Source organism: Bacillus massiliglaciei (genome assembly GCF_900098925.1).
Classification (GTDB): Bacteria; Bacillota; Bacilli; order Bacillales; family DSM-1321; genus Peribacillus; species Peribacillus massiliglaciei.
In genome coordinates this window covers 857413-879728 of record NZ_LT622360.1, presented here as the reverse complement: position 1 = coordinate 879728, position 22316 = coordinate 857413, and the positions used below count along the sequence as shown (strand labels likewise).

The following is a 22316-nucleotide window of genomic DNA, read 5'->3' as shown; positions in this document are numbered from 1 at the left end:
CTTTCACTGTAAAATCTATATCTTTCATACCATATCCATACTATCACATGTTTTTTTTCATGTAAAAGAGAATGAAACAAGGGCCAGTCTGCTCCGCTGCCTGACAGGTGTTTATTTCTTTTTTAAGCGTATGGGTCATTCAGCCTCAGCAGAGCCAGAGAAAAAGCCGCTGATTTACATCCAGCGGCTTTCATAAATCATTCATATTATTGAACAGGTGCTAATTTAATAGCCTGACGCAGAGCTTCTTCCAGACTCTCTTCACTGGCGATTCCTTTTCCGGCAATATCAAAGGCTGTCCCATGATCCACACTTGTCCTGATAATAGGCAGTCCCACAGTGATATTAACACCTGATTCAATTCCCATCACTTTAATTGGGATATGTCCCTGGTCGTGATACATCGCTACAACGATATCAAAGTCTCCTCTGGCTGCTCTAAAAAACAGAGTGTCTGCCGGTAAAGGACCAGCTGCATCAATGCCTTCTGATGCTGCTTCTGAAATCGCAGGAATAATTTTTTCCTCTTCTTCGCCATTTCCAAAAAGACCATTCTCTCCAGCATGCGGATTAATGCCGCAAACACCGATTCTTGGCTGCTGAACGCCTGCTTTTTTTAATGTTTGATCAGCAAGTCTGATGACCTTTAACACCCTCTCTGGGGAAATACTTTCTATAGCTTTTATGAGACCGACATGAGTTGTTGCGTGAATCACTCTTAGATTTGGTGCAGAAAGCATCATAGCGTATTCCTTCGTACCTGTAAGTTCAGCTAATATTTCAGTATGGCCCGGATACTGATGCCCGGCAAGATGAAGAGCTTCTTTATTTAAAGGTGCAGTACAGATAGCAGTAATCTCTTTATTATTTGCCAATTCAATCGCTTTTTCTAAGTAGCGGAAAGCAGCATTGCCGGCTGATTTTGAGATTTCGCCAAAAGGAAGAGTTCGATCAAGCAGCTCTAAATCCAGACAATCAATCGTGCCATCTGTAAAGACGGCTTGATGTAGATCTTTCATTCTATTAATTTTGAGAGTGGCTCCGACGATTTCAACAGCCTTAGCCAAAATGGATGAGTCCCCTATTACAACAGGGCGGCAGTTTGTAAAAATCCATTCTTTCGTAAATGCCTTTGCGATAATTTCCGGCCCCACTCCCGCTGCATCTCCCATAGTAATTGCGATGATCGGTTTCATATTTCAACAGCTCCTTTTAGTGACTGATAGGCTTGATAGAGCGAGCTTTCATTTCCAAAAGCCCCGGCTTTCGTGGCCATCCATAGATTGGGCCCGCCGATCATTTTTGACAGCGGAAGCCCTATTTCCAGTTCCCCGACAAGTTCGATACCGCGTACACCCATTTTTGCAGCAATGCTTCTGGCTGTATCTCCGCCAGTTAAAATCATCCCGGCAATATTGAATTTCTTTGTAACAGCTGATGCAATGGCAGCCAATTCATATACGATAATGCTTGGCAAAGAACCGGTATTTATGTCTCGGGAACCTTTTTGATGGACATGTATCACAAGATCTTTCCCATCTTTAATATATGTTTCTGCTTCTTTTAGGCATCTGCCGATTTCTCTTGTTCTTTCTATCTCATTATGCAGTTTATCGGGGTCTAAAGTTACTCTCCCCATTTTCGGAAACTGAAGCATATACTCTATTTGTTTCGAAGTAATCTCTGCCCGGCTTCCTGCTAATGTTAATACTGTCCCATGAGGGATTTGCACTGCATTCTTTAATGACTTGGATGCTGGAATAGGCAAAGCTTCTGCAAGGCCGGCCGAACCTACCCATAGAATACGGAAAGGCAATTTGGAAAACGTCGCTGCAATTCTTTTCAAGTCTTCTTCAGATTCAGCATCCAGTACAAACAGACGATATGACTGAGCCAATAGGCCGGCTGCTGTTTTCTCCCAGTCTTTTTCATTTTTCAGCTTATCCTGAGAAATCGAAATGGCCTTCCTGCTGGATTGCTCTGAAAGAAGTTCGACAATCCTTGATTCCTTTACAGGTGTTTTGGGGTCTGTTCCAATTTCTGTTTCTTCGACAGGAGTTCCGTGTAAATAATGGCGCCCGGCTTTCGTTAGGCGGCCTAAAGCGGGCAAAGCTGGTGCGATCACCGCAAAGTCGAATGAAAAAACATCCATCATCGCATCAATTTCACTGCCGATATTTCCTCTTAAGGTAGAATCTATTTTTTTATAAAACAGCGGCGATTGGCTGCTTGGCATTACATTCAGGCAAGCCTGCACCTTCTTATATGCAGCTTGTTTCGTTAAACTTCTGCTGTCAAGATCAATGATGCACACTTCATGGCTGTCAGCATGTATGTCAGGTTTATCAAAATATACAGCCGCTTTCATTCCTCTTTTTGTGAATTGAACGCCGGCATCACAAGCACCCGTCAAATCATCGGCAATCAGCATTATGTTATTCATTCGGTTCTTAATCCTCAACATAAGGAATCGTCAAAGGTCCCAGCGGCAATACAGCAATTGTCATTCCGTCGCCGTAAACTTTTCTTAATTCCTTTAACGTGTCTTCAATTTGATCGACTGGTTTGAGCATCGCGTTTTTTACTTGTTCATCGGTCAAAGAGGAATAAACATAAACATCTGCCCATACTTGTGTTACAGCCTGCTTCTGCACCTGCCATTGATCAAAAACCTTAAAGTCCGGATCGTTGATCAATTTCAGAAGCTGCTCAGGCGTGTTTGCCATCTTAAATATTTCTGAGTAATTGCCATGATCCGGCAAACCATCTGAACATTCAGAGGCAATGATAATGGATCCTCCTTTTTTAACGATTTTGTGGGCTGCGCTCATCCCTTTAACAGCCTGGTAAAGATTCTGGTCCAAGGGATAGCCAGAATTAGAAGTTATGACCACATCAAATCTTTCCTCACATTTAATCATGGCATGCTCCTTCACGAACTCACAGCCTATATCATGGGCCTGATATAATTCACCCGCAAATACATTTGTGATTTCCTTTTCACGATTAAGTGTGACATTCAGCATGAAATCTGGTTTACACAGCTTATTGACTTCCCTTGTCATATCCTGAACGGGGTTGTTCACCATGTTCCCCCAGGTAGACTTAGGGTCACCGATCATTTTTGCGTTGTGGAAAGTCATGATTGTGTCAATGCCCGCAATACCAGGCATAATACCTTTTGGCCCTCCGGAAAAACCGGCAAAGAAATGAGGTTCAATAAATCCTGTTACAATTCTAAAATCGGCTTCTACATATTCCTTATTCAAGTAGACATCACAGCCGAATGAGCATTCTCCGAGATTCACCAGGGTTTCTTTATCATGACAGTTATTATTGATGATTCTGATATTTTCAACTACCCATTCCCCAAGCATACTGATGAATTCTTCCTTTGTCTGATCACGGTGTGTTCCCGTACCATTGATAATAACAAAGTTTTCGAGCGGTACATGCTGCAGTTCTTGGATTAACAGTGGAACAAGGATATGATTCGGTGTAGGACGCGTTATATCACTTATCACGATGGCAACTGTATCAGTTGATTTTACTAGCGATGATAAAGCGGACGTTCCAATCGGATTTTGTAAGGCGTCTCTGATAGCCTGCTTCTCGTCATCAAGACCTGGCAAATGATTAGGTTCTACGATAAATGTATTATCTGGCAATGATAGCTCGAGTCCAGTTTTTCCATAAAGCAGTGTTGTTTGCATAATAATCTCACTCTTTTCTTTGTTTTTTTGCTTGATTCATACATTCATAAATTATTTCGCCTCTAACAGGCCATACCCCGGGAGAGAATCCCAGGGTATTTCAAACAGAGTTATGTTATGGTAACGCCTTCATCTTTGTCATTCTTCATTACTTCCATCTTACCATCGATTCCTTTCTTTTTCTGATATTTATCAACCATAATGACAACGATCGGACATAATATGGCAGTCGTTAAAGTAGCAATGGAAATTTGGGCAGTAGCAATGTTAGCAATATCCATGTAGGCCTGAGCATCCGCCTGTGACATCATACCGGAGCCTGCAGCGACACCTGCTGCTGCAGCAATAGCTGCAGGTGTTCCAGCTGCATTCCCTGCAGTGGATGCTTCAGCGACAGGGGCAATGACACTTTTCTCTCTGAACAGTTTGAAAACAAGTATACCTATAAATCCAGTTAAGAAAGTTGTCAGGAAGCCAAGGGTAAGTCCTGCTAATACTACATCCGGGTTAAAGAAGCTGGCCAGATTCATTCCTGCTCCCAAGGCAAAGGCAAAAAATGGGACAGGCAGAAGTTCTCCCGGCTTAAGAAAATCCCGAATATCTTCGTCTAGATTCCCTAAAAGCATCCCAATTCCAATCGGCAGAAGAACGGCAATGAAGGAAATGACCGGAAATTGAGCACCCATCAGTCCCAGTGACATTAAAGTGAAAAACGGACCGTCGTTCAAGGATAATACTGCTACAGCGCCAACATCTGACCGGTTGCCGTACTGTCCTGTTAAGGCTGCGTACATTCCTCCATTTCCATTTGTCATGGCAGCAATGATGGCCATTGTCGATAATCCAAATAATCCATGCATCGGATCGAAGATAAACCCGAATAACAGTCCAACGGCTAAACCGGTCAAATACTTAGATGATGTTAAAAGCACTCCTTTTTTTAAGGCAAGACCCCCGACTCTGAGATTCATCTGGCTGCCGGCACAAAACAAGAATAAGGCAATAAGCACAAGTGCGCCATCTTTAAATAATTCCTGTGAAAACCCGCCAATTCTTAAAAATTCATAATAGCCATCCTCTGTTTGGGCAACACCTAAAGCTTTTAAAGCATTCATCACAAATGGTATATGCAATTGATCGATTGTATTTAGGATTGCTCCGAATAATAACGGAACCACCATTAAACCGCCCGGTACTTTTTCTATCGTTTTTTTGATTTTCACGTTGTTTTACCCCCTGCTTTTTCTAATGAAATTTGTTCATGGAAAAACATACGTATTACCTGCTCTGTTTTTTTCTCTAATAAACTGGCTGTTTCGTTCATCGCTTCCTCAAGGGACATCGGTCTGTCAATAATACTCATAACGCTGATCACTCCATAGTCATAAAGCGCTTGAAACCCGCTGCCGACCGTACCGGACAGTATAACCGTTGGAATATTCAATTTTTTCGCTGCCTGTGTCACCCCCATGGCCGTTTTTCCTGATGCTGTCTGTACATCGACTTTCCCTTCACCTGTAATAACTAAATCAGCATCCTGCATCGCATATTGTAACTTTGTATGCTCTGCCACTACATCTATGCCCCGTTTCCATACAGCAGGAAAAAAAGCAATGAAAGCTCCGCCGATTCCTCCGGCAGCTCCGGCCCCCGGATAATCATGGAGATGTATTCCGGTAACCTTTTCAATTTGATTCGCCCAATTTTTCATGCTGCGATCAAGCAGGGAGACCATCTCCTCAGTCGCTCCCTTTTGCGGCCCAAAAATATACGATGCCCCGTCTGGTCCTACTAAAGGGTTTTCCACGTCTGAGGCGATGGAGAATCGGCAGGCTGCTATGCGGGGGTCAAAGGATTCCATGTCAATCTGACGGATGGAAGCAAGTCCTTCCCCACCTGCAGGAACCTCTTGGCCGCGGTCATCCAGCAGCCGCATCCCTAACGCCTGAAGCATGCCTGCACCGCCGTCATTTGTTGCCGAACCTCCTAGAGCTAAAATAAAATCTCTGTACCCGTCATCGATTGCATGCTTAATTAATTCACCGGTTCCATATGTAGTCGCCGTCAATGGATTTAATTGTTCTTTCGGAACCAGTCCTATTCCAGATGCTTGAGCCATTTCAATGACACAGGTTTTTCCATCGCCAAGCAAACCATAATTGGCCAGCACTTTCTCTCCCAACGGACCTGTCACATAAACTGATTTTTGTCTGCCTTTGGTTGCCATGACTAAGGTTTCAGCTGTACCTTCTCCACCATCCGCTAAAGGTACTTTTTCAATTATCGCCTCCCGACTGGCTCTCTTGATTCCTTTTTCAATCGCGTTCGAAGCTTCTACAGCATTTAAACTTCCTTTAAACGAATCAGGTGCAACAACAATCTTCATGTCATCCTCCTAGTAAACGCTTTCATTTATTATATATAAGTATACTAATCTCAAATTGATATTACTATGTTTGTCAGATATAATTAATTGTACAAATAATTATATTTTTTTGTATATTCGGAACAAAGGGGTGTTTTTTATGATTTCCTCTGAGATAGCAGAAACCATTGTCCAGGAAACTTCCCGGCAGTTAAACCGGAATGTCAATATAATGGACAACAAAGGATATATTATAGCTACCAGAGACAAAGAACGAATTCATCAAATTCATGAAGGAGCCTTGGAAGTTTTAAAAACGGGTGAGACGCTCTCCATTACCAAAGAACAAAAGGGAAAATGGCAAGGAGTTCAGCCAGGAATTAATATGCCTATTGTGTTCCAAGACCAAATTGTCGGTGTACTCGGTGTTTCAGGTGAACCTCAAGAAATTAAAGATGTAAGCGGTATCGTCAAAATGATTACCGAGCTTATGCTGAAGCAATCTTTCACTGCCACACAGCAGGAATGGGAACAAAGAAATGTGGAATTGATCATCGGAGAATTATTAAAGGAAAAGCCGTCACAGGAATATCTGCAGGGTAAACTTGATTATTTGGGACTTAATCTTAAGCCTCCCTTTCAGTCAGTCTTGATTCATATTACCGAACGGACTCTTTCTAACCAATTTATATTGCAGCAGGCTGAATCTATTCTGCATAAGGAATACGCAATCATAAGTTTTATCCAATACAGTAAATTACTTATTACAATTTTCGGAATGCCTGAGGAGAAAGCGCAGAAAAAAATAACAGAGGTTTATAAAATATTGAAGAGTCATAGTGTCCACTTCCGTATGGCCAGCGGTCTTCCTTTTGATTCTCTTTCTAATTATTATTATGCGTATAAGGACTGTGAACTTGCGTTAGAAATCGGCAATTCCGAAAACGATTACATATCTTTTGATGAAATCGAAGAAAAAGCACTGGTTTATCAAATCAATTCCTATATGGCTAATCGATTTATAGAACGAGTGATCAATAAGACCATTCTTCAATATGAAGAAACATTAGAACAGTTTTTTTTGAGCAACCTGAATATCCAGGAAACGGCTGATAATATGTTCATTCATCGGAACACCTTAATTTACCGTCTAAATAAAATTAAAGAAAAAACAGGGTTTGATCCCCGCTATTATCAGGATGCTAAGACTCTCCAAATAGCAATATGGCTAAATCAGCGAAAGTTTTGGGAAGAGGACCGTCTCCGGCAAAGTACGATCATTCAAAAATCATAAGCGGTTATGAGAATTGATTACACAGTCGAGAAGATGATTATAGATTAATTCCCTTACCGGTTTTACATAAAAAAGCACCTCCTGAATCCTGTATGATTTAGGAGGTGCTATTCCTCTGAAAGAAAATGAATGAAAGAAAATACTAAACCTCAATAGATCAAGGCTTGCTTTAAAGGATAAAATTAAATCTTAGATACACTTTCTTCTGCGATTGAAGCATTCATACTCCCGCTTTTGTATCCTATTAAATCCATCGTGATATATTTAAACCCCAAGCCCTTCAGATATTCTGCCGTTTCCCGGCTTCGCTCCAGCAAGACAGGCATATCTTGCTTCTCCACTTCAATTCTTGCTATTTCATTATGAATTCTGACACGCACTTGCCTGATTCCAAATCTCTTAATAAATTCTTCAGACTTCTCCACGCTGTTCAGCTTTTCAATCGTAATTCTTTCTCCATAAGCAATTCTGGAAGAAAGACAGGCCATGGACGGTTTATCCCATGTATCGATCCCTAATTCTCTTGACCGAAGACGTATATCTTCTTTAGACATCTTAGCCTCAGCCAAGGGACCTCTTACATTTCTTTCCATCGCCGCTTTTACGCCTGGACGGTGATCGCCAAGGTCATCCAATATTAATCCAAAGGTTAAATTATTAAAATTCTTTTCTAGTAAAATTGGAAATAACTGATCAAACAGTCCTTTTTTACAAAAGTAACATCGATTGGCATCGTTTTCAGCATAACCGGGAATAGCAAGCTCAGACATTTCTATGACTTGATGCGGGGCATTAAATTGTTTAGCTAACCGGATTGTTTCTTTCAGTTCAGCTTCAGGGAATGATTCAGAATCAGCTGTAACAGCCAGCACATTGTCCCTTCCGAGAGTATCAAGAGCAATTTTCAGCAAATACGTACTGTCCACCCCTCCTGAGAATGCAATAACGATGCTGCCCATCTCCTGAAGTATTTCTTTGAGTCTCTGTTCTTTATCCAGGCTTTTCAGACTATCCATTCAAGTAATCTCCCTTCATCAGCTTTCTCCTAAAATGAAACGGACAACATTTGGGTGATTTTCAAAGTCTTTGTTTCCTGCCCCGTAGCCGATTTCCTTAATTTCCATGCTTGGCAGAGTACCAAATCCTTCCGACAGTGAACGGACAATCGCCGCTCCTGTCGGGGTGGTCAGCTCTCCCTTAATCTCCGTCTGTTTGACGGGAAGATTCTTCAATAACTCAAGTGTTGCGGGAGCGGGTACAGGATACAGTCCATGGGCGATTTGAATATATCCATTTCCGCAGGCGATAGGTGAACATATCGTTCTGTCAATATTTAATTGAGTATAAGCAATAGCGGTACCAATAATATCAATCATGGAGTCCACCCCTCCGACCTCATGGAAATGTACTTTTTCCAATGAACTGTTATGAATCTTTGCCTCCGCACGGGCAATAACATCAAAGATCGCAAGCGCTGTGTTTTTTTCCTCTTCACTTAACTCCGAATCTTCTATCTGTTTTTTAATTGTGCTGTAGTGACGGTGTGAATGCTTTTCTTCTTCGGTATCTATTATTAAAAGAGAGCTTGCAATCCCTCGTTTCACAACCTTCTTTATAGAAAGACTGAATTCTTCCTGTATAACAGATTTGAGTTTTCTTGTTATATCTTCCAGGTCTGCCCCAATTTCAAGAAAAGCAGCAAGTGCCATATCTCCAGCAATGCCGGAGATTCCGCAATCAATATATAATGTTTTCATGACATGCACTCCCCATTTTAAATTCTCGCCATTAATGAAGCTGAGTACCCAGCTCCAAATCCGTTATCAATATTTACTACAGTAACACCGGAAGCACAGGTGTTTAACATACTGAGCAGTGATGTCAATCCCTCCAAATGAGCCCCGTAGCCTACACTGGTCGGCACGGCGATTACAGGCACGGATACGAGTCCGCCTACTACACTTGGCAAAGCACCCTCCATGCCGGCAACTACAATCAGCACATTGCATTTCCTGATTTCCTCAAGCTGGGCAAAGAGTCTGTGTATCCCTGCCACGCCAATATCATAAAAGCTCACCGATTTATGACCCATCGCTTCGATCGTAACTTCTGCTTCTCTGGCGACAGGGATATCGGAAGTGCCGGCACATATGACCCCGATTGTTTTTTTATCAGCAATTTGATGATTCTTAGCTTTATAAAGAAGAGTCCGGCCTGCTTGATCATATTCAATTCCGCTTATCTCCGCTGTTACGTAGTTTGCTGCCTCAGCACTGACTCTTGTAGCTAAAACTGTATGCCCTTCCATTAATAAATGACGAAAGATTCCGGTAATGTGTTCAGGCGTTTTATTTGCACCGAAAATGACTTCAGGAAATCCCTGTCTATATTTTCGATGATCGTCAACTTTGGCAAAACCATAATCAGTAAATCCTTTTAATTTTTGCTCCGCCTCTTCCAAAGAGAGAGATCCATTTTTAAATTGTGTTAAAATATCCTTGTTATATGAATCCATACTAGTAATCTACCATCCTTATACAAAAAGTAAGATAATTGGAGCAAGGGGGAATCTGTCATGAAGCATCAGCAAGAACATACCGATCATGAAATGATGAAAATTGAAGTAAATCTGGACGATATACCGGGAGAATGGCTTGGATATGTAATGGAATTACTGTTAGAAGAGGGAGCGAATGATGTATTCTACATCCCCATCTATATGAAAAAAAATCGTCCAGGCACACAGCTGCAAGTCTTATGCAGCAAGGACAGACTAAAACAAGTAACCGCTGTCATTTTTAAAGAAACTACCACTCTTGGCCTTCGGTATTATCCATTATCCGTTCACCGGCTTGGAAGAAACTTTGTGCAGATTGAAACTCCATGGGGGACGGTTCCTGTAAAGCAAGGAATTATGAATGGAGAGGTCATTCAACAAGCACCAGAATATGAAGTATGTAAAGAACTTGCTATTAAACATGATATTCCACTAAAAATAATATTTCAAGAAGTTTGGAAACAGTTATAAAAATATTTTTTCTTTTTCTAATTTTTTGATATTAATAATTATGAACTATTCAAAGAAAAATCCTGTCTGCCTTGATGATGGCTTGACAGGATTTTTCTTTGATTAATTGCTTTGCTGTAAAGAAAGAACCGTCTCCAATAATACATTTACACCTCGTTCACAGTCTTCCCAGGAGGTTAACTCATCCTCACTGTGGCTTTTACCGTTGACACTTGGAACAAAAATCATAGCTGATGGAATATAACTGGCGAAAAACTGAGCGTCATGACCGGCCCCGCTTACCATTCGCCTGTATGAGTAACCAAGAGATTTCACAGACTGTTCTAGCTTACTGCAGAGTGATTCATCGAACCAAACAGTGTCCCTGTCCCACAGTTTAGCCGTATTGACTTCACACCCTTCTTTATTGCCAGTTTGTTTTAAACTAAGAATAATCTCTTCAACCTGCTTTATAATCTCTGTGTCTTTATGTCTCGCTTCTAAAGAAAAAACCACTTTATTTGGAATCACTGTATGAATATTAGGAGAAACATTTACTCTTCCAATTGTGAAAACCAATTCTTCATCCAGCATACTTAATTTCTGCCGTATTTCACTGATGAGGCTGTTAGCTGTAAATAAAGCATCTTTCCTCATATTCATGGGAGTTGTTCCGGCATGGTCTGACTCTCCAAGCACTTCGATATCATAGCAAACCATGCCAAGAACACATTCTACTACCCCTATACTCAAACCTTCCCGTTCCAGAATAGGTCCCTGTTCGATATGTAATTCCAAGAAAGCCTGTGCCTCTTTCAGCCGATTTTCTTCACTTCCTGCATATCCAATTGAATGAAGGGCTTCTTCAAAGCTTATTCCTTCTGTATCTTTTTTTTGCATCATTTCCATTCTATCGAACTTTCCAGACAAGACACCTGAGGACATCATAGAAGGCTCGAATCGGGCGCCTTCTTCATTCGTAATATTACAGACTACGATAGGCACCTGGGGCTTTATCCCATTTTCCACAATCGTCCTTGCTACTTCAAGCCCGGCTGCTACACCAAGGATTCCATCAAATCGTCCGCCTTTTTTTACAGAATCGATATGAGAGCCCATTACAACCGGTGCTTTATTTTCCACCCCTTCTAATCTTGCATACATATTGCCCATATCATCAATTTTCAGCTGCATACCAAGCTCTTCGCAGCAAAAACGGAAATAATCCCTTGCCTGGCGGTCTTCTTCAGTGAGAGCCAGTCTTGTCACTCCGTTAAAATCTGTCCCTCCAAATTCAGCGAATTTTTCCAGAGTTTCCTGCAGTCTCTTTCCGTTTATTAGAATTTTCTGTTTTTTAATCATATAATCTCCTCCCGAACAAATGGAACGCTCCAAATGAACAATGATTTTGCTTGCTATCTTTATTATCTATCTAACCGAAAATAATTTCATTAGACAAACCGTTAATAAATCAACAGATATTTTATACTTTTTATACAACAGAAAGAAGAGGACCAGCTTCTAATCGGTCCTCTTCTTTCTGTTTAATTTACTCCTGATAATTCAGCTGTTCTTCAATTCTGCCATTGTCATCATGAATATAGGCCATTGTCTTCGATTCTTCCGCCATTTTTTTGCCTCTTCCACGGCCTCTGTTTTTTTATCTGCTGAAAATACAGGGTCATCTTCGCCCTCTCTTTTAACAGCCCATCCTTCATCGTCCTGGGGCACTACATGGAATCTCGCCTCATCAGTTCCGGCGCGCTCTTTAAAATATTGATCTCGCTCTTCTCCGCTTTCAGACATTGAGGTTCCTCCTTACTTTTATTTCTTATATGTATTCCCGCTGTCAGGAATCATAGAAACCTCTCCAGCGTTATTTTATGGAACAGCAGGAGGTGTTTTTCTCCAAATTAATAGTTGAAGTACCTGTCGTTGCCCTCTCGCAAATCTGCATGTTTTATCCAAAAAAAGAACAAAAAAGACCTCTGCTGATTCATGTAAACAGAAATCACCAGAGGTCTTTCATATGATATTTTCCTTGTTATGAAAGGGTAATTAAAATTTTGCAGCAGCTTCTGCAACAGCTTGTAAGCCGTTTGCAATAATTTCTTCTGAACGGTCAGGATATTGATTGTGCCCTTCGATAACCACTGTTACAGGGTTAGTCAATCCCCAAAGAGCTAGGTTTGCCTGTACATATTTAACAGCAAGCTCGTTAGCAGCCATTTCAGCTGAAGAATAATCACTTCCGCGAGAAGCAAGCAAGGCAACTTCTTTATCGCCAGCCAAGCCAACAGGACCCTCAGCAGTGTATTTGAATGTTTTACCAGCTTGAGCTAGATATGAGATATAGCTAACTAATGGAGCTGGTACAGTTGCGTTCCAAAGCGGGAAAGCAAAAACGACTTTATCAGCAGCGAAGAATTGGTTTAAATACTGATCAACCAAATCTGCAGCTTTTGCTTCCTCAGCTGTCAATTCAAGACCTTGATTACGCTTGTATACACCCATGATCGCTGTATTTCCGTAATAAGGAATATTTTCTGCGAAAAGATCTAATTCTGTAATTTCGTCAGAAGGATTTGCTTCCTTATAAGTGCTTAAGAAAGCCTCATACATTTGTACTGATATTGCTTGATCGGCTGGGCGATCATTTGCTTTAACGAATAATACTTTTGACATTCTCTGTTCCCCCAATTAGAAGTAATAAATGATATCTTGAATTAAAAACAATTGATATCAAAACAAATTATAAGCTTGATAACGAAAAAAAGCAAGTGAAAAGCTTATAAGAGCTCATCTTATCCGGGCCTATAAAATCCGGTACATAGCCGGAAGCATTTATAGAGCCGCATATCAGTTACGGCTCTGCTTAAATGCTTTCATAAATTCTTCAGGATCTTCTTCTACATTATAAGAATACACCCCATGATCTGTATGCAAATACAAGATGCCTCCTGAATCTCCCATTCTTTTAAAAGACATGTCCAGAACCTTTTCGCGTGGGAATTCCCTGTATTTAGTGACTAATTTTTGGTCGTCTAAATACATTTCCCGATAGGATTTGCGTGTCTTTTGTTCAAGTCCTGTAACTTCTCTAACAATTTTGAAGTATGGCTGAACAGCCTTCCATTTCATGTTTGTCCCCCAGTCTCGTTACCTTGACTTCTTATTAAAACGAGCAGGTTAGAAAAGCGAGCCTAATCTTGCAAATTCTTTTAGCCGAGGCAAAACCGGCTGGAGTATTTCTTTTGCTATGTATTCTGTCTCTAGGCCGATACATCGAGAACTGTCAAAATCAACGGATCTGGCATTTTCCGGATCATTGCAAAATAGAAAGGAAAGTTCCCCATTCTCTTCTGTTAAATCGGTATAGGCAAACTCTATGCCATTTTCCCGAAGAAAGTCAGTAAATGCGAAATATAGTTCTTCTATATTCTCATTATTAATTGCTCTAATTTTCAACTTTTTCAACTCCTCTTACATATAGAATATCAAAAACAAAGAGTGACCACAAAATGCTTAATAAGTGTAATTGCATTAATTGATTTTTTAATTTTCAAAATAAATAGAAATGTTTATAATGAAATCAACATTTCAAATTGGACATAATAATGTACATAATTAGATAACAAATAATATCCGCCATTAAGAATCTAATTGGAAGGGGAAAATCTATATGAAAGAAAATGAAGAACAAGAACTTTATGAAATGCTTGATCGAATTGAAAAGCAACATGATGTTCTCCAAAAAGGTAAAGATAAGGATGCTCCATATAAGCATCTTGCTAAACAAGAAAAAATCACCGTATATACAAATGAAAAAAAAGCAATGGAATTCTGGAAGGAATAAAATAACAAATCCCGAAACACTAAGCAAAACAGCTAATAAGATAAAAAGCATTTTCATACCGATAAAACACATTACAACCTAATAATTTTCATAAAAAGGCTTGGTAAACATCAGTTTTATGAGATAGAGAAAAGCCAAAAAATTATTATGTTAAATTTAAGTTTCCTCCCATTATCGGAATTATTATTATATACCAAGACCTTATCTAAGAAAATTTCCTAAAAAATGATAAAGTTAACGAGTAAAAATATACATGCCGATAATGTGAGCCATTCCTTGTATTACTAAAATTTAACCGATAACTTTTGAAAAAAGCTGTGGAAATAGGGCTTAATAAGTTTTTTAAGAGGATCTAAAAGAATTATTTCAGTATACTTAAAACTGATTTTAGGGCTGCACTGAATAATGGATGAATTAAATGCCTCCTTTTAAAATAAACAGGTTAGAAAGGACATAGGAAGCCAGAAGATTTTCCTTCTGGCTTCCTGTACCATTTATTCAGTTTCTGGAAAAAAAGCCTGTAAAGTTGTAATATCTACTAATGACGCGGTTTTACTCTGAAGGGCTTCCTGTAAAGCATCATCTAAAGTATCCGAACTTTCCACTTTCCACCCCTTCCAGCCGCAGGCTTCTGCAATCTTTACAAAATCAGGATTAGTCAAATCCACCCCAACTTCATCCCCTTTTTCGGCTTTTATTTTATCCCGTTCCATTTGAAGTGATCCATTATTGAAAACAATCACGGTAATATCCAGGCCATACCTTGTGGCTGTCAACAAATCCGCTAATGTCATTTGGAGTCCGCCATCTCCCACAATCGCAACTGTCTGTCGTTCCGGGGCATTTAGTTTGGCAGCCATTGCGGCTGGCAGCCCAAACCCCATTGTGCGCCAATACCCTGAAAAGAGGGTTTTCTGCTGATCTTGCTGAAGAATGCGGTTGACCCAGACTGTCACATCCCCTGTATCCAGAGCGAGAATGGCATCAGGGGCGATCGCCTTTTCAATACTTCGGACAATCTTTGCCGGATGAATCGGGGAACCGTCCTGTTCGGCCTCTTTTCTAAGTTCTTGAGACCATTTTTCCTGTACCTCTTTCCCTTTTTCCACCCAAGTGTCATTTCTTGAATACTCTTCCAGCCCTTTCAATAATAAAGGAACAACTAACTCTGTGTTTCCTTCAATCCCTATGTTTACAGGTATATTTTTTTCTATATTTGTTAGGTTTTTATCAATTTGAATAATAGAAGCATCCTCCGGGACATAACCTTCCGGCCACCAGGTGGCTCATGCCAACAATACAACATCGGCCTGTTTGAATAGCTTCTGAGCGTAAGGATTTCCCCCTTCGCCTATCCCCTGTAAAAGGTAGGGAGAACCAGCAGTGAAATCACCTTTTCCGCCCAAGCTTGTCAAAATGCTTGCACCCCAGACATCCGCAAGTTCCTCTATTGCTTCAGCTGCAGCAAAGGCACCTGCACCGGCAAGAATCATAGGCTTAGCGGCTGATTTCATAATATCAGCTGCGCGTTTAAGGTCCTCTTCCTGAAAAGATGCTGTTCCTCTTACCATTTCCGGCAATGGCCTTGGCTTAGCCTGGGTTTCTTTTTCAAAAAAATCTTTTGGAATCGATAAATGGGTAACTGCCTTTTGATGCAATGATTTCTGTCCTGCTTTTTGAAGGAGATCAACAATCCCATCTGGGTTGGTCAAATTGGCGCTGTAAGCGGCAAACGGTTTAAATAATTGCTGCTGATCAACATATTGTTGATAATCTGTTCCAATCTTTTGACTGGGTGCCTGTCCGGTCAGTGCAAGAACCGGTGCCTTATCAGAATAAGCGTCTCCGAGTCCGTTCAGCAAGTTCGTGGCCCCAGGCCCCATCGTTGCCGTACATACTGAAAGTTTCCCGGTCAATTTCGCTTCTGCAGAAGCCATCATAGCGGCTACAGATTCGTGCTTCACTGCAATGAATTTAATTTTGTCCTGATTAGCCAAAGCATCAATCAGTCCAATTATGGTATCTCCGACTACTCCATAAATCCGTTCCACACCCATGAGATGCAATTGTTCAATCATGATATTGGCAACTGTACTTTGTGACTGATTCAAAATTTCTTCCTCCTAAAAGCTTTATTTCCGAAAAGACTGGATGTTACTTTTTTACACTTATCCTTAAGGTGTCAAACATTTCTTTTCATTCAAAATGGGGGTTTATTATTTCTGCTAATGATATTACTTCTGGATAAGAAGCTGCATAATTAAGCAAAATAAAAAAGCCTGCAGAGAAAGCCTGCAGGCCAAAATCCTTTGTTTTTAGCAAAATGAATCTTTTGAATTTGGATTTTTCAATCCGAATAAGGGACGTATAAATAGAGCGGCATAAGTACCAAGCATCGCCATTACCATCCATACCCATCCATGAAGACTGAATGATGAAATCCCGCCGAAATAGGCTCCAATATTACATCCGAAGGCAAGCCGGGCTCCGTATCCCATCAATAGACCGCCAAGAATTGCTGCACCCGCAACACCTGCTTTAATTTTCCTTGGTTTGAATGTCCCTTGGAAAGATGCTGCAATGAAAGCTCCCAAAATAATACCGAAGTTCATTACACTTGTTGAATCAGCCAGCACGGTGTTTGTCAATGCCTCGCCATTTGCACCGGAAAAATAACCCCAGCTGGAAACATTCACACCTAAAGCATCCAATCCTTTGCCTCCCCATAATGCGAAAGCAGAGGTAATACCCCAAGGGGTGCCTCTTACAGTTAAAGTTAAAGCATTAAGGACAGCTAAAACAATTGCTGCTGTAAATAGCGGCCAAGACCCCCTGATAACCTTTTTCCACCCTTTTGTAGTAGCCAGCGGCTTCATCATAGGAGGGTTCTTCTTTTTGGCAATCAAGATGGTGATCCAATAGATTACCGCAAAAGCAACAATCTGAACAAACCATGCGCCAAGATAGCCAAGCCCGGTCGACTCAGCCAATGATATGGCTGGCAGCGAAGGAGTATCTTCCATCCAAAAATTAAAATGGTAGGCCCCAAGTGTCGAACCGGCAATAAAAGCAGTCAGTGAAAGGATCATAGAAGAAGATCCTCCGCCTAAACTATATAATGTACCGGATGCACAGCCGTTGCCGAGCTGCATACCAATACCGAATATAAAGGCTCCGAACAGAACGCTTATGCCTACTGGTGATACATACCCTGTAGGTGCAGTCCCTGTAAAAGAAAAACCCGTACTTAAAATAATAGCAAAAAGTGTAGAAGCAATAGCGAGCATAAGCATATGCGCCTGCAGCCCCTGTACATTTCCGACAGAGAGCAGCCTGCGGAAAGCAGATGTAAAGCCAAACCTTGCATAAAGCAAAGTTGCACCAAGCATAAGACCGATTATAAACAGAATACCTTGAGTCCAATTCGTTACGTTGACGATGGAGATAAGTAGAATAATAGCTGCAATACTGCCAATCGCCACTAGTTTTTTCTGTGTTGGGCTAAGATCTGTAATAACAGTCGTAGCATGCTGAAACGGAAGTTTTGTCCCTTCCAATGTTGTCTGTGACAATTTTCTCACCTCAAACTGATGGATTTAGTAGGAATTAATACCGAGGTTTATAATAGTACAAAAAAACAATAAAGTAAAGAGAGACGCCTGGAAAACAAATGAACTGTTTTCTGGCGTCTCTCCGTTAAAGCAACGTTGACAAATTATTCTTACGCTTAATCATAAAAAAAAGTATGAAATGGAGCAGTTCCTATAAGGTGGATAAACCTTTTAGACTATTAATGTATCATAAGGCTTATTTAAAAATAAGGTTATTCAAGAGGGGAACAGAATTCTTATTTTAATGGAAAAAAACTGCACTCTGATAATAAACTAAAGTTGTAAAGCACAATTAATGGGATAGTTTTCTGTTAAAGTGAGAATTTAACTGTCCTTTTATCATTTCTTTCTTTTGATCTTGTTTCTTGTTTTCACGTTTTTTTATATCTTTCCTAATTTCATCCGTCTGTACTCCATCCGCCAGCTTCTCTGCAATTTCCATCAACTTTTCAATATCAGAAAACGAAAACATTCGGTTGCCTGTAGACGTCCTGGCAGGAAAAATTAACTTTCGCTCTTCATAATATCGAATTTTCCTTTCTGACAAACCTGTTAATTCTTTCACAATTTTAATCGTCATAACTTTCTTGTCGCGCAATGATTGATTATCGACCATTCGTATCGCCACCTTTGTTACACCTCATTAATATGTAGTTAATTCCCAGGATTGCATAAAACCTAAAAAATACTCTATAATTATACTTTCTATAATATATCACATTATTCTGAAATTTATTAACAGTATCATTATCTTATAAATTTCAGAAAAAGAACACAAACATTTGTCCTATTCTGCGGGTAAAAACTAAATATGTACACTATTACTAAAACTATAAGGCAATATCACCAAGAGATTCATTCATTGAACTAACAGTTATTACAAGAAAGCGGATTGAAGACATAAAAAAAGCAGGATCTTATCCCGCTTTTTATCTATAAAAGCCTAGCTGTTAAATGCTAAAACATCGCTTCCTAATATTTTATCTAATTCCAGCAGATCAAAAACAAACTTAACATCTTCTTGTACATGTATAATGACCGGATTCCTGTTATTCTCTTTTAAATCTGTGACTAAAGTAATTAAAAGGCCAATCCCTGAAGAGTCAACGAAATCAATGTTCTGGAAATCAAAAACGACATCTGTATTTCCTTCACTGAGATCTTCTGTCATTTTTTCTTCAATGACCTCTGTTGCTTCAATATCCAGATCTCCTTCTAATTTAAAAACAGTCTGATTCTCTTTTTTAGAGACTGTATATTTAAACATCAAACCACTCCTTGGGAAATGACTAATTGGCCATGTTCATCTAAGCCGGCCATAATATTAGTTGATTTTTTTAACAGTTTTTGCGACTGGTCCCCTACTTGAATGGTTGTATCTTCTGAAGCCGTTTTGATTTTAATTTTGCCTTTTGAGGATGTTGCAACCAATACTGAAGAACCCGAACGCTCACCAACTTCATTTAAATCGATATCTGCTTCAGCGTATATTTCCCCGCCTCTAAGAAACCCTTTAATTGAAATATTTCTCTTTGCATAAAGCTTGGAATTATAGACTCCTTTTCCGGAAATAACGATATCACCGCTGGAATATAATTCACTGTTTTGAACATTTTCGGCTCTTACATCAGCTGAATTTGTCTCATTTCCCTTAACGGAGGCAAGCAGAGCCTCAGCCTGCTGGATGATACTCAGAATATCTTCCGCTGACTTTAAACCAGAAATTGGAATAGCAACGAAATTCTTATTCAGACTTTCTGCAAATTCCAGCCATTCCGTCTCAAGCTCAGAGGAACCTGTTCGAATTTTTTTTATAACTGATGTTGTTAATTCAGGAAAATCTTTAAATTTGCTTTCAGTTAAAATTTTGATTAAGGGTCCTAATCCAGTTAGTTTTAATGACGTTTCTTTGAATGCAGAAATTTGTGATAGTTGATTAATGGCATCTGCCATTCTTCTAAGGCTATTGATCAAATCTATAAGCAGCCTTGCTAAATTTGTCTTCAATAAGCCGCTGCTGCCGGCAGTTAATATACTGCCGATGACATTCTTTTGGACTACAATCGAACCTTCTGATATAATTTTGGACTTATTTGTATTTTCCTTTACCAATATATTTCCTGTTGCTTCTACCTGCATGCCATCCTGTACAGAACCGGTAATTTCAACAACCCCAATATAATGAACATTTCCAGTTTCTAAGGTAACATCATTTTGAATGACTAATTTAGGAATCACCGAAATAGAAGCTAACTGTCCTTTTATTTTTACTTCGGGATGACCTGAAACAGTAGCCACCACTTTATTGCCCTCTGCAACAAGCACTCCTTTTCCAGGTTTTAAGATAAGCGGATGAGCCTCTGCTGGCTGCAGCGGCTCTCCAGTGACTGTTATTCCTGGTGTTCCTGCTTTCGGAGGAATGACCACTCCTATTACTTGACCGAAATCAACTGAAGGAAACTCTTTTATTTCTCTGAAATCAACTGAACCGTCGAAGCGCTCTTTTATAAATGTCTTGATCTCGACCGATTGCAAGACCTGAAAGAATCCGTGTTTCCCTTGTACTGGCATAGTAGCCTTTGCCAGTACGAAGGTTCCCTCCGTTTCTGACTGACAGGCTAAATGAATGCCAGAAAAATCTAACCCATGAACAATACCCCTTTTTGTCGCTTCTTCAAGTATCTTTTCTACTTCAATAAAAAGTGGTATTTTTTCTTCTGTAATTTCTAAATGTAAATTGGTATTTGGCGAAGTGTCCTTTAGCTTTCGGATCAATTTCATACCCGGTTTTACTTTAAGCAGTGCTTCTGACTTATCTGAATTTAAGACAATCTCCCAAGACGGCCGTATCACTTCATTTATCACTTCCGCCCGAATGGTATCACTTTCACTGATGATATCCGTGTACCGGACCAATATATCATTTTTATAAAGAGTTACCCCTTTAGCAGGATTAATAAGCGGATATTTATTCTCCGCATCCTTACAATAGATTTTTCCATTAGAAACCCATGCGGTGCCTTGAAGATTTTCCACTGGATTGTTCTCTTCTGGATTATTCGCAGATATCGACTCAAGGAACTTCAAATTTTCTCTATCTTCAATGTACCGCTTTTCAGATTTTTCTCTTTGAAGTGGTGTTACGCGAACGACTGCCGGTTTTGCTTTAAAACCGAGAAAGCCTTTTTCTCCCGGATCCAGCACCTCGATATTGACCTCATTGCTTGTAACACCAAGAAGGTCCAAAGCAGTTTCCAGAGCTTCTTGTACTGATTTTCCTTTAGAAACGATATTCTTTTCCATTATCGATACCTCCCTTTTTACACCAGAGGAGAATTAAAACCAGATATTTCTGTTCTGTCACTCCCGACTTTGAGTGTAACTAATGTAATATCATCTCTTTGCGGCATGGTTTCAGTAAAATTCTCCACACTTGCTACAACAGCGGTTTCAATTTCAGATGCACTTCGTGTGATACTTTCCTTTAAAACATTTAATAATCTTTCAGATTTATACATTTCTCCTTCAGTGTTTTGCGCTTCAATAATCCCATCTGTATAGAGTACGATTAAGTCACCATCAATTAATGTAATCGATTCTTGGTGATAGACCTGATTCGGCAGTCCGCCCAGCATGACGCCTTTTACTTTAGGAACCTGGACTTTCTCTGCATCACTTCTTATAATTTCAGGCAAAGAATGCCCTGCATTCGCATAAGTAAACAAGCCTGTTTTAGAATCCCAATCAGCACAGAAGACGGTTACAAATGATTTTAATTTCCGTAAATCCTTGTATAAGGCATTATTCATTGAGGTTAATGTTTCACCAGGTCCTTGAGTTGATTCAGCAGCTGTCCGGAAAGCACCTCTTGTTAAAATCATCAGCATTGCTGCAGGTATGCCTTTTCCCATAACATCGCCGATAATGACTCGTAATTTTCCGTTAGGCAATGAGTAAAAATCGAAATAATCTCCGCCTATTAATCTTGCAGGGATGGAAATGCCAGTGATTTCATCATTTTCTAAAGAAGGTTTTTCGCCATTTAATAGTGTTTGCTGAATATTTTTCGCCAGGTTGATCTCTCTTTCCAGCGTTTTGCTCGCAGAAGCCAAATCTTGGTGCGAATGGTCTAATTCACGTCTGAACATCAGGCTAGACCTCCTCATTTAATAAAGCTTTTTTGATTTCATAAAGTCCAATTGTTTCGAATAAGTCGACTGTTTCTTCTGACATTCCTTGAAATGTCACAATCGCTTGAAGTGAGCTGGCTTTGTGCAAGATGGTCAAAATAGCGCCGATGCCTGTGGAATCAATGAATTCTAAAGCAGAGAAATCTATAATGAATTCCTTTACATAATCTGGTGTTTCATTAACAAAATCAAAGGAATCCACAGTAGAGTAATCTAACACTCCTATCATCCCAATATATTGAACAGTGCCAGCCAAGCTGCTTTCAACTTTGAACAACAA

24 protein-coding genes are annotated in these 22316 nt (G+C 40.0%); 3 read left to right on the top strand and 21 right to left on the bottom strand.

Annotation, left to right across the window (positions count from 1 at the left end; all coding sequences use genetic code 11):
* Positions 1–206: 206 nt before the first annotated feature.
* The 5 genes from pdxA to BQ4305_RS20845 all read right to left on the bottom strand — a co-directional run bounded on the left by pdxA (position 207) and on the right by BQ4305_RS20845 (position 6099).
* Positions 207–1196 carry a 4-hydroxythreonine-4-phosphate dehydrogenase PdxA gene (gene pdxA, locus BQ4305_RS20865; RefSeq protein WP_110929623.1) on the bottom strand — a complete coding sequence of 330 codons (990 nt, stop codon included), beginning with the start codon at positions 1194–1196 and terminating at the stop codon, positions 207–209.
* Positions 1193–2443, bottom strand: coding sequence for a four-carbon acid sugar kinase family protein (locus tag BQ4305_RS20860; RefSeq protein ID WP_199880784.1), 1251 nt, complete (start codon positions 2441–2443; stop codon positions 1193–1195). The genes pdxA and BQ4305_RS20860 overlap by 4 nt, the downstream gene beginning before the upstream one ends.
* Before the next feature lie 7 nt (positions 2444–2450).
* Positions 2451–3713 carry a nickel-dependent lactate racemase gene (gene larA / locus BQ4305_RS20855; RefSeq protein ID WP_110929621.1) on the bottom strand — a complete coding sequence of 421 codons (1263 nt, stop codon included), beginning with the start codon at positions 3711–3713 and terminating at the stop codon, positions 2451–2453.
* Between the two features lie 110 nt (positions 3714–3823).
* Entirely contained in the window at positions 3824–4936 is a 1113-nt protein-coding gene (locus BQ4305_RS20850; protein WP_110929620.1) for a 2-keto-3-deoxygluconate permease, read from the bottom strand.
* Positions 4933–6099: a glycerate kinase gene (locus BQ4305_RS20845; protein WP_110929619.1), complete on the bottom strand. Its 1167-nt coding sequence runs from the start codon at positions 6097–6099 to the stop codon at positions 4933–4935. Before BQ4305_RS20845 ends, BQ4305_RS20850 begins: the two co-directional genes overlap by 4 nt.
* A 139-nt stretch (positions 6100–6238) precedes the next feature.
* Between BQ4305_RS20845 and BQ4305_RS20840 the strand changes: the two genes are divergently transcribed.
* Positions 6239–7372, top strand: a complete 1134-nt coding sequence (locus tag BQ4305_RS20840; protein ID WP_110929618.1) for a CdaR family transcriptional regulator — start codon at positions 6239–6241, stop codon at positions 7370–7372.
* Between the two features lie 182 nt (positions 7373–7554).
* Here the strand turns inward: BQ4305_RS20840 and larE are convergent, their stop codons facing one another.
* The 3 genes from larE to larB are packed head-to-tail and all read right to left on the bottom strand — an operon-like array spanning position 7555 to position 9887.
* Positions 7555–8388, bottom strand: coding sequence for an ATP-dependent sacrificial sulfur transferase LarE (larE, locus tag BQ4305_RS20835; protein ID WP_110929617.1), 834 nt, complete (start codon positions 8386–8388; stop codon positions 7555–7557).
* A gap of 18 nt (positions 8389–8406) precedes the next feature.
* Positions 8407–9129 carry a nickel pincer cofactor biosynthesis protein LarC gene (gene larC / locus BQ4305_RS20830; RefSeq protein ID WP_110929616.1) on the bottom strand — a complete coding sequence of 241 codons (723 nt, stop codon included), beginning with the start codon at positions 9127–9129 and terminating at the stop codon, positions 8407–8409.
* 17 nt (positions 9130–9146) lie between these two features.
* The gene (gene larB / locus BQ4305_RS20825) at positions 9147–9887 is read right to left on the bottom strand and encodes a nickel pincer cofactor biosynthesis protein LarB (protein WP_110929615.1); all 741 of its coding nucleotides are present in this window, start codon (positions 9885–9887) and stop codon (positions 9147–9149) included.
* A gap of 60 nt (positions 9888–9947) precedes the next feature.
* Here larB and larC2 point away from each other — a divergent pair, with 60 nt between their 5' ends.
* The gene (gene larC2, locus BQ4305_RS20820) at positions 9948–10400 is read left to right on the top strand and encodes a nickel pincer cofactor biosynthesis protein LarC2 (protein ID WP_110929614.1); all 453 of its coding nucleotides are present in this window, start codon (positions 9948–9950) and stop codon (positions 10398–10400) included.
* 102 nt (positions 10401–10502) lie between these two features.
* On the opposite strand, the gene BQ4305_RS20815 is transcribed toward larC2, so the two are convergent.
* The 5 genes from BQ4305_RS20815 to BQ4305_RS20795 all read right to left on the bottom strand — a co-directional run bounded on the left by BQ4305_RS20815 (position 10503) and on the right by BQ4305_RS20795 (position 13847).
* Positions 10503–11738 (bottom strand): Zn-dependent hydrolase, encoded by a 1236-nt coding sequence (locus BQ4305_RS20815; protein ID WP_110929721.1) that lies wholly within the window; start codon positions 11736–11738, stop codon positions 10503–10505.
* A 204-nt stretch (positions 11739–11942) separates the two neighbouring features.
* Positions 11943–12185, bottom strand: a complete 243-nt coding sequence (locus BQ4305_RS20810) for a DUF2188 domain-containing protein (RefSeq protein WP_234397015.1) — start codon at positions 12183–12185, stop codon at positions 11943–11945.
* Between the two features lie 252 nt (positions 12186–12437).
* Positions 12438–13064 (bottom strand): FMN-dependent NADH-azoreductase, encoded by a 627-nt coding sequence (locus BQ4305_RS20805; protein WP_110929613.1) that lies wholly within the window; start codon positions 13062–13064, stop codon positions 12438–12440.
* Between the two features lie 174 nt (positions 13065–13238).
* Positions 13239–13520, bottom strand: a complete 282-nt coding sequence (locus tag BQ4305_RS20800; RefSeq protein WP_110929612.1) for a hypothetical protein — start codon at positions 13518–13520, stop codon at positions 13239–13241.
* A 48-nt stretch (positions 13521–13568) separates the two neighbouring features.
* Entirely contained in the window at positions 13569–13847 is a 279-nt protein-coding gene (locus tag BQ4305_RS20795) for a hypothetical protein (protein ID WP_110929611.1), read from the bottom strand.
* 214 nt (positions 13848–14061) lie between these two features.
* Between BQ4305_RS20795 and BQ4305_RS21745 the strand changes: the two genes are divergently transcribed.
* Positions 14062–14235 (top strand): hypothetical protein, encoded by a 174-nt coding sequence (locus BQ4305_RS21745; protein WP_199880783.1) that lies wholly within the window; start codon positions 14062–14064, stop codon positions 14233–14235.
* Between the two features lie 494 nt (positions 14236–14729).
* Here BQ4305_RS21745 and BQ4305_RS21965 read toward each other — a convergent pair whose 3' ends face one another.
* The 8 genes from BQ4305_RS21965 to BQ4305_RS20760 all read right to left on the bottom strand — a co-directional run bounded on the left by BQ4305_RS21965 (position 14730) and on the right by BQ4305_RS20760 (position 22316).
* Entirely contained in the window at positions 14730–15344 is a 615-nt protein-coding gene (locus tag BQ4305_RS21965; RefSeq protein WP_234397014.1) for a thiamine pyrophosphate-dependent enzyme, read from the bottom strand.
* Positions 15345–15521: 177 nt separating this feature from the next.
* Complete coding sequence (locus tag BQ4305_RS21960) at positions 15522–16346, bottom strand: thiamine pyrophosphate-binding protein (protein WP_234397013.1); 825 nt, start codon at positions 16344–16346, stop codon at positions 15522–15524.
* Between the two features lie 204 nt (positions 16347–16550).
* Positions 16551–17807, bottom strand: coding sequence for a YeeE/YedE family protein (locus BQ4305_RS20785; protein WP_199880782.1), 1257 nt, complete (start codon positions 17805–17807; stop codon positions 16551–16553).
* A gap of 331 nt (positions 17808–18138) precedes the next feature.
* Positions 18139–18462 carry a MerR family transcriptional regulator gene (locus tag BQ4305_RS20780; RefSeq protein WP_110929610.1) on the bottom strand — a complete coding sequence of 108 codons (324 nt, stop codon included), beginning with the start codon at positions 18460–18462 and terminating at the stop codon, positions 18139–18141.
* Positions 18463–18789: 327 nt separating this feature from the next.
* Positions 18790–19113: an STAS domain-containing protein gene (locus BQ4305_RS20775; RefSeq protein WP_110929609.1), complete on the bottom strand. Its 324-nt coding sequence runs from the start codon at positions 19111–19113 to the stop codon at positions 18790–18792.
* Complete coding sequence (locus BQ4305_RS20770) at positions 19113–21149, bottom strand: FapA family protein (RefSeq protein ID WP_110929608.1); 2037 nt, start codon at positions 21147–21149, stop codon at positions 19113–19115. Before BQ4305_RS20770 ends, BQ4305_RS20775 begins: the two co-directional genes overlap by 1 nt.
* A gap of 17 nt (positions 21150–21166) precedes the next feature.
* A complete protein-coding gene (locus BQ4305_RS20765; protein ID WP_110929607.1) occupies positions 21167–21994 on the bottom strand; it encodes a PP2C family protein-serine/threonine phosphatase in 828 nt (275 codons plus the stop codon).
* A gap of 4 nt (positions 21995–21998) precedes the next feature.
* Entirely contained in the window at positions 21999–22316 is a 318-nt protein-coding gene (locus tag BQ4305_RS20760; protein WP_110929606.1) for an STAS domain-containing protein, read from the bottom strand.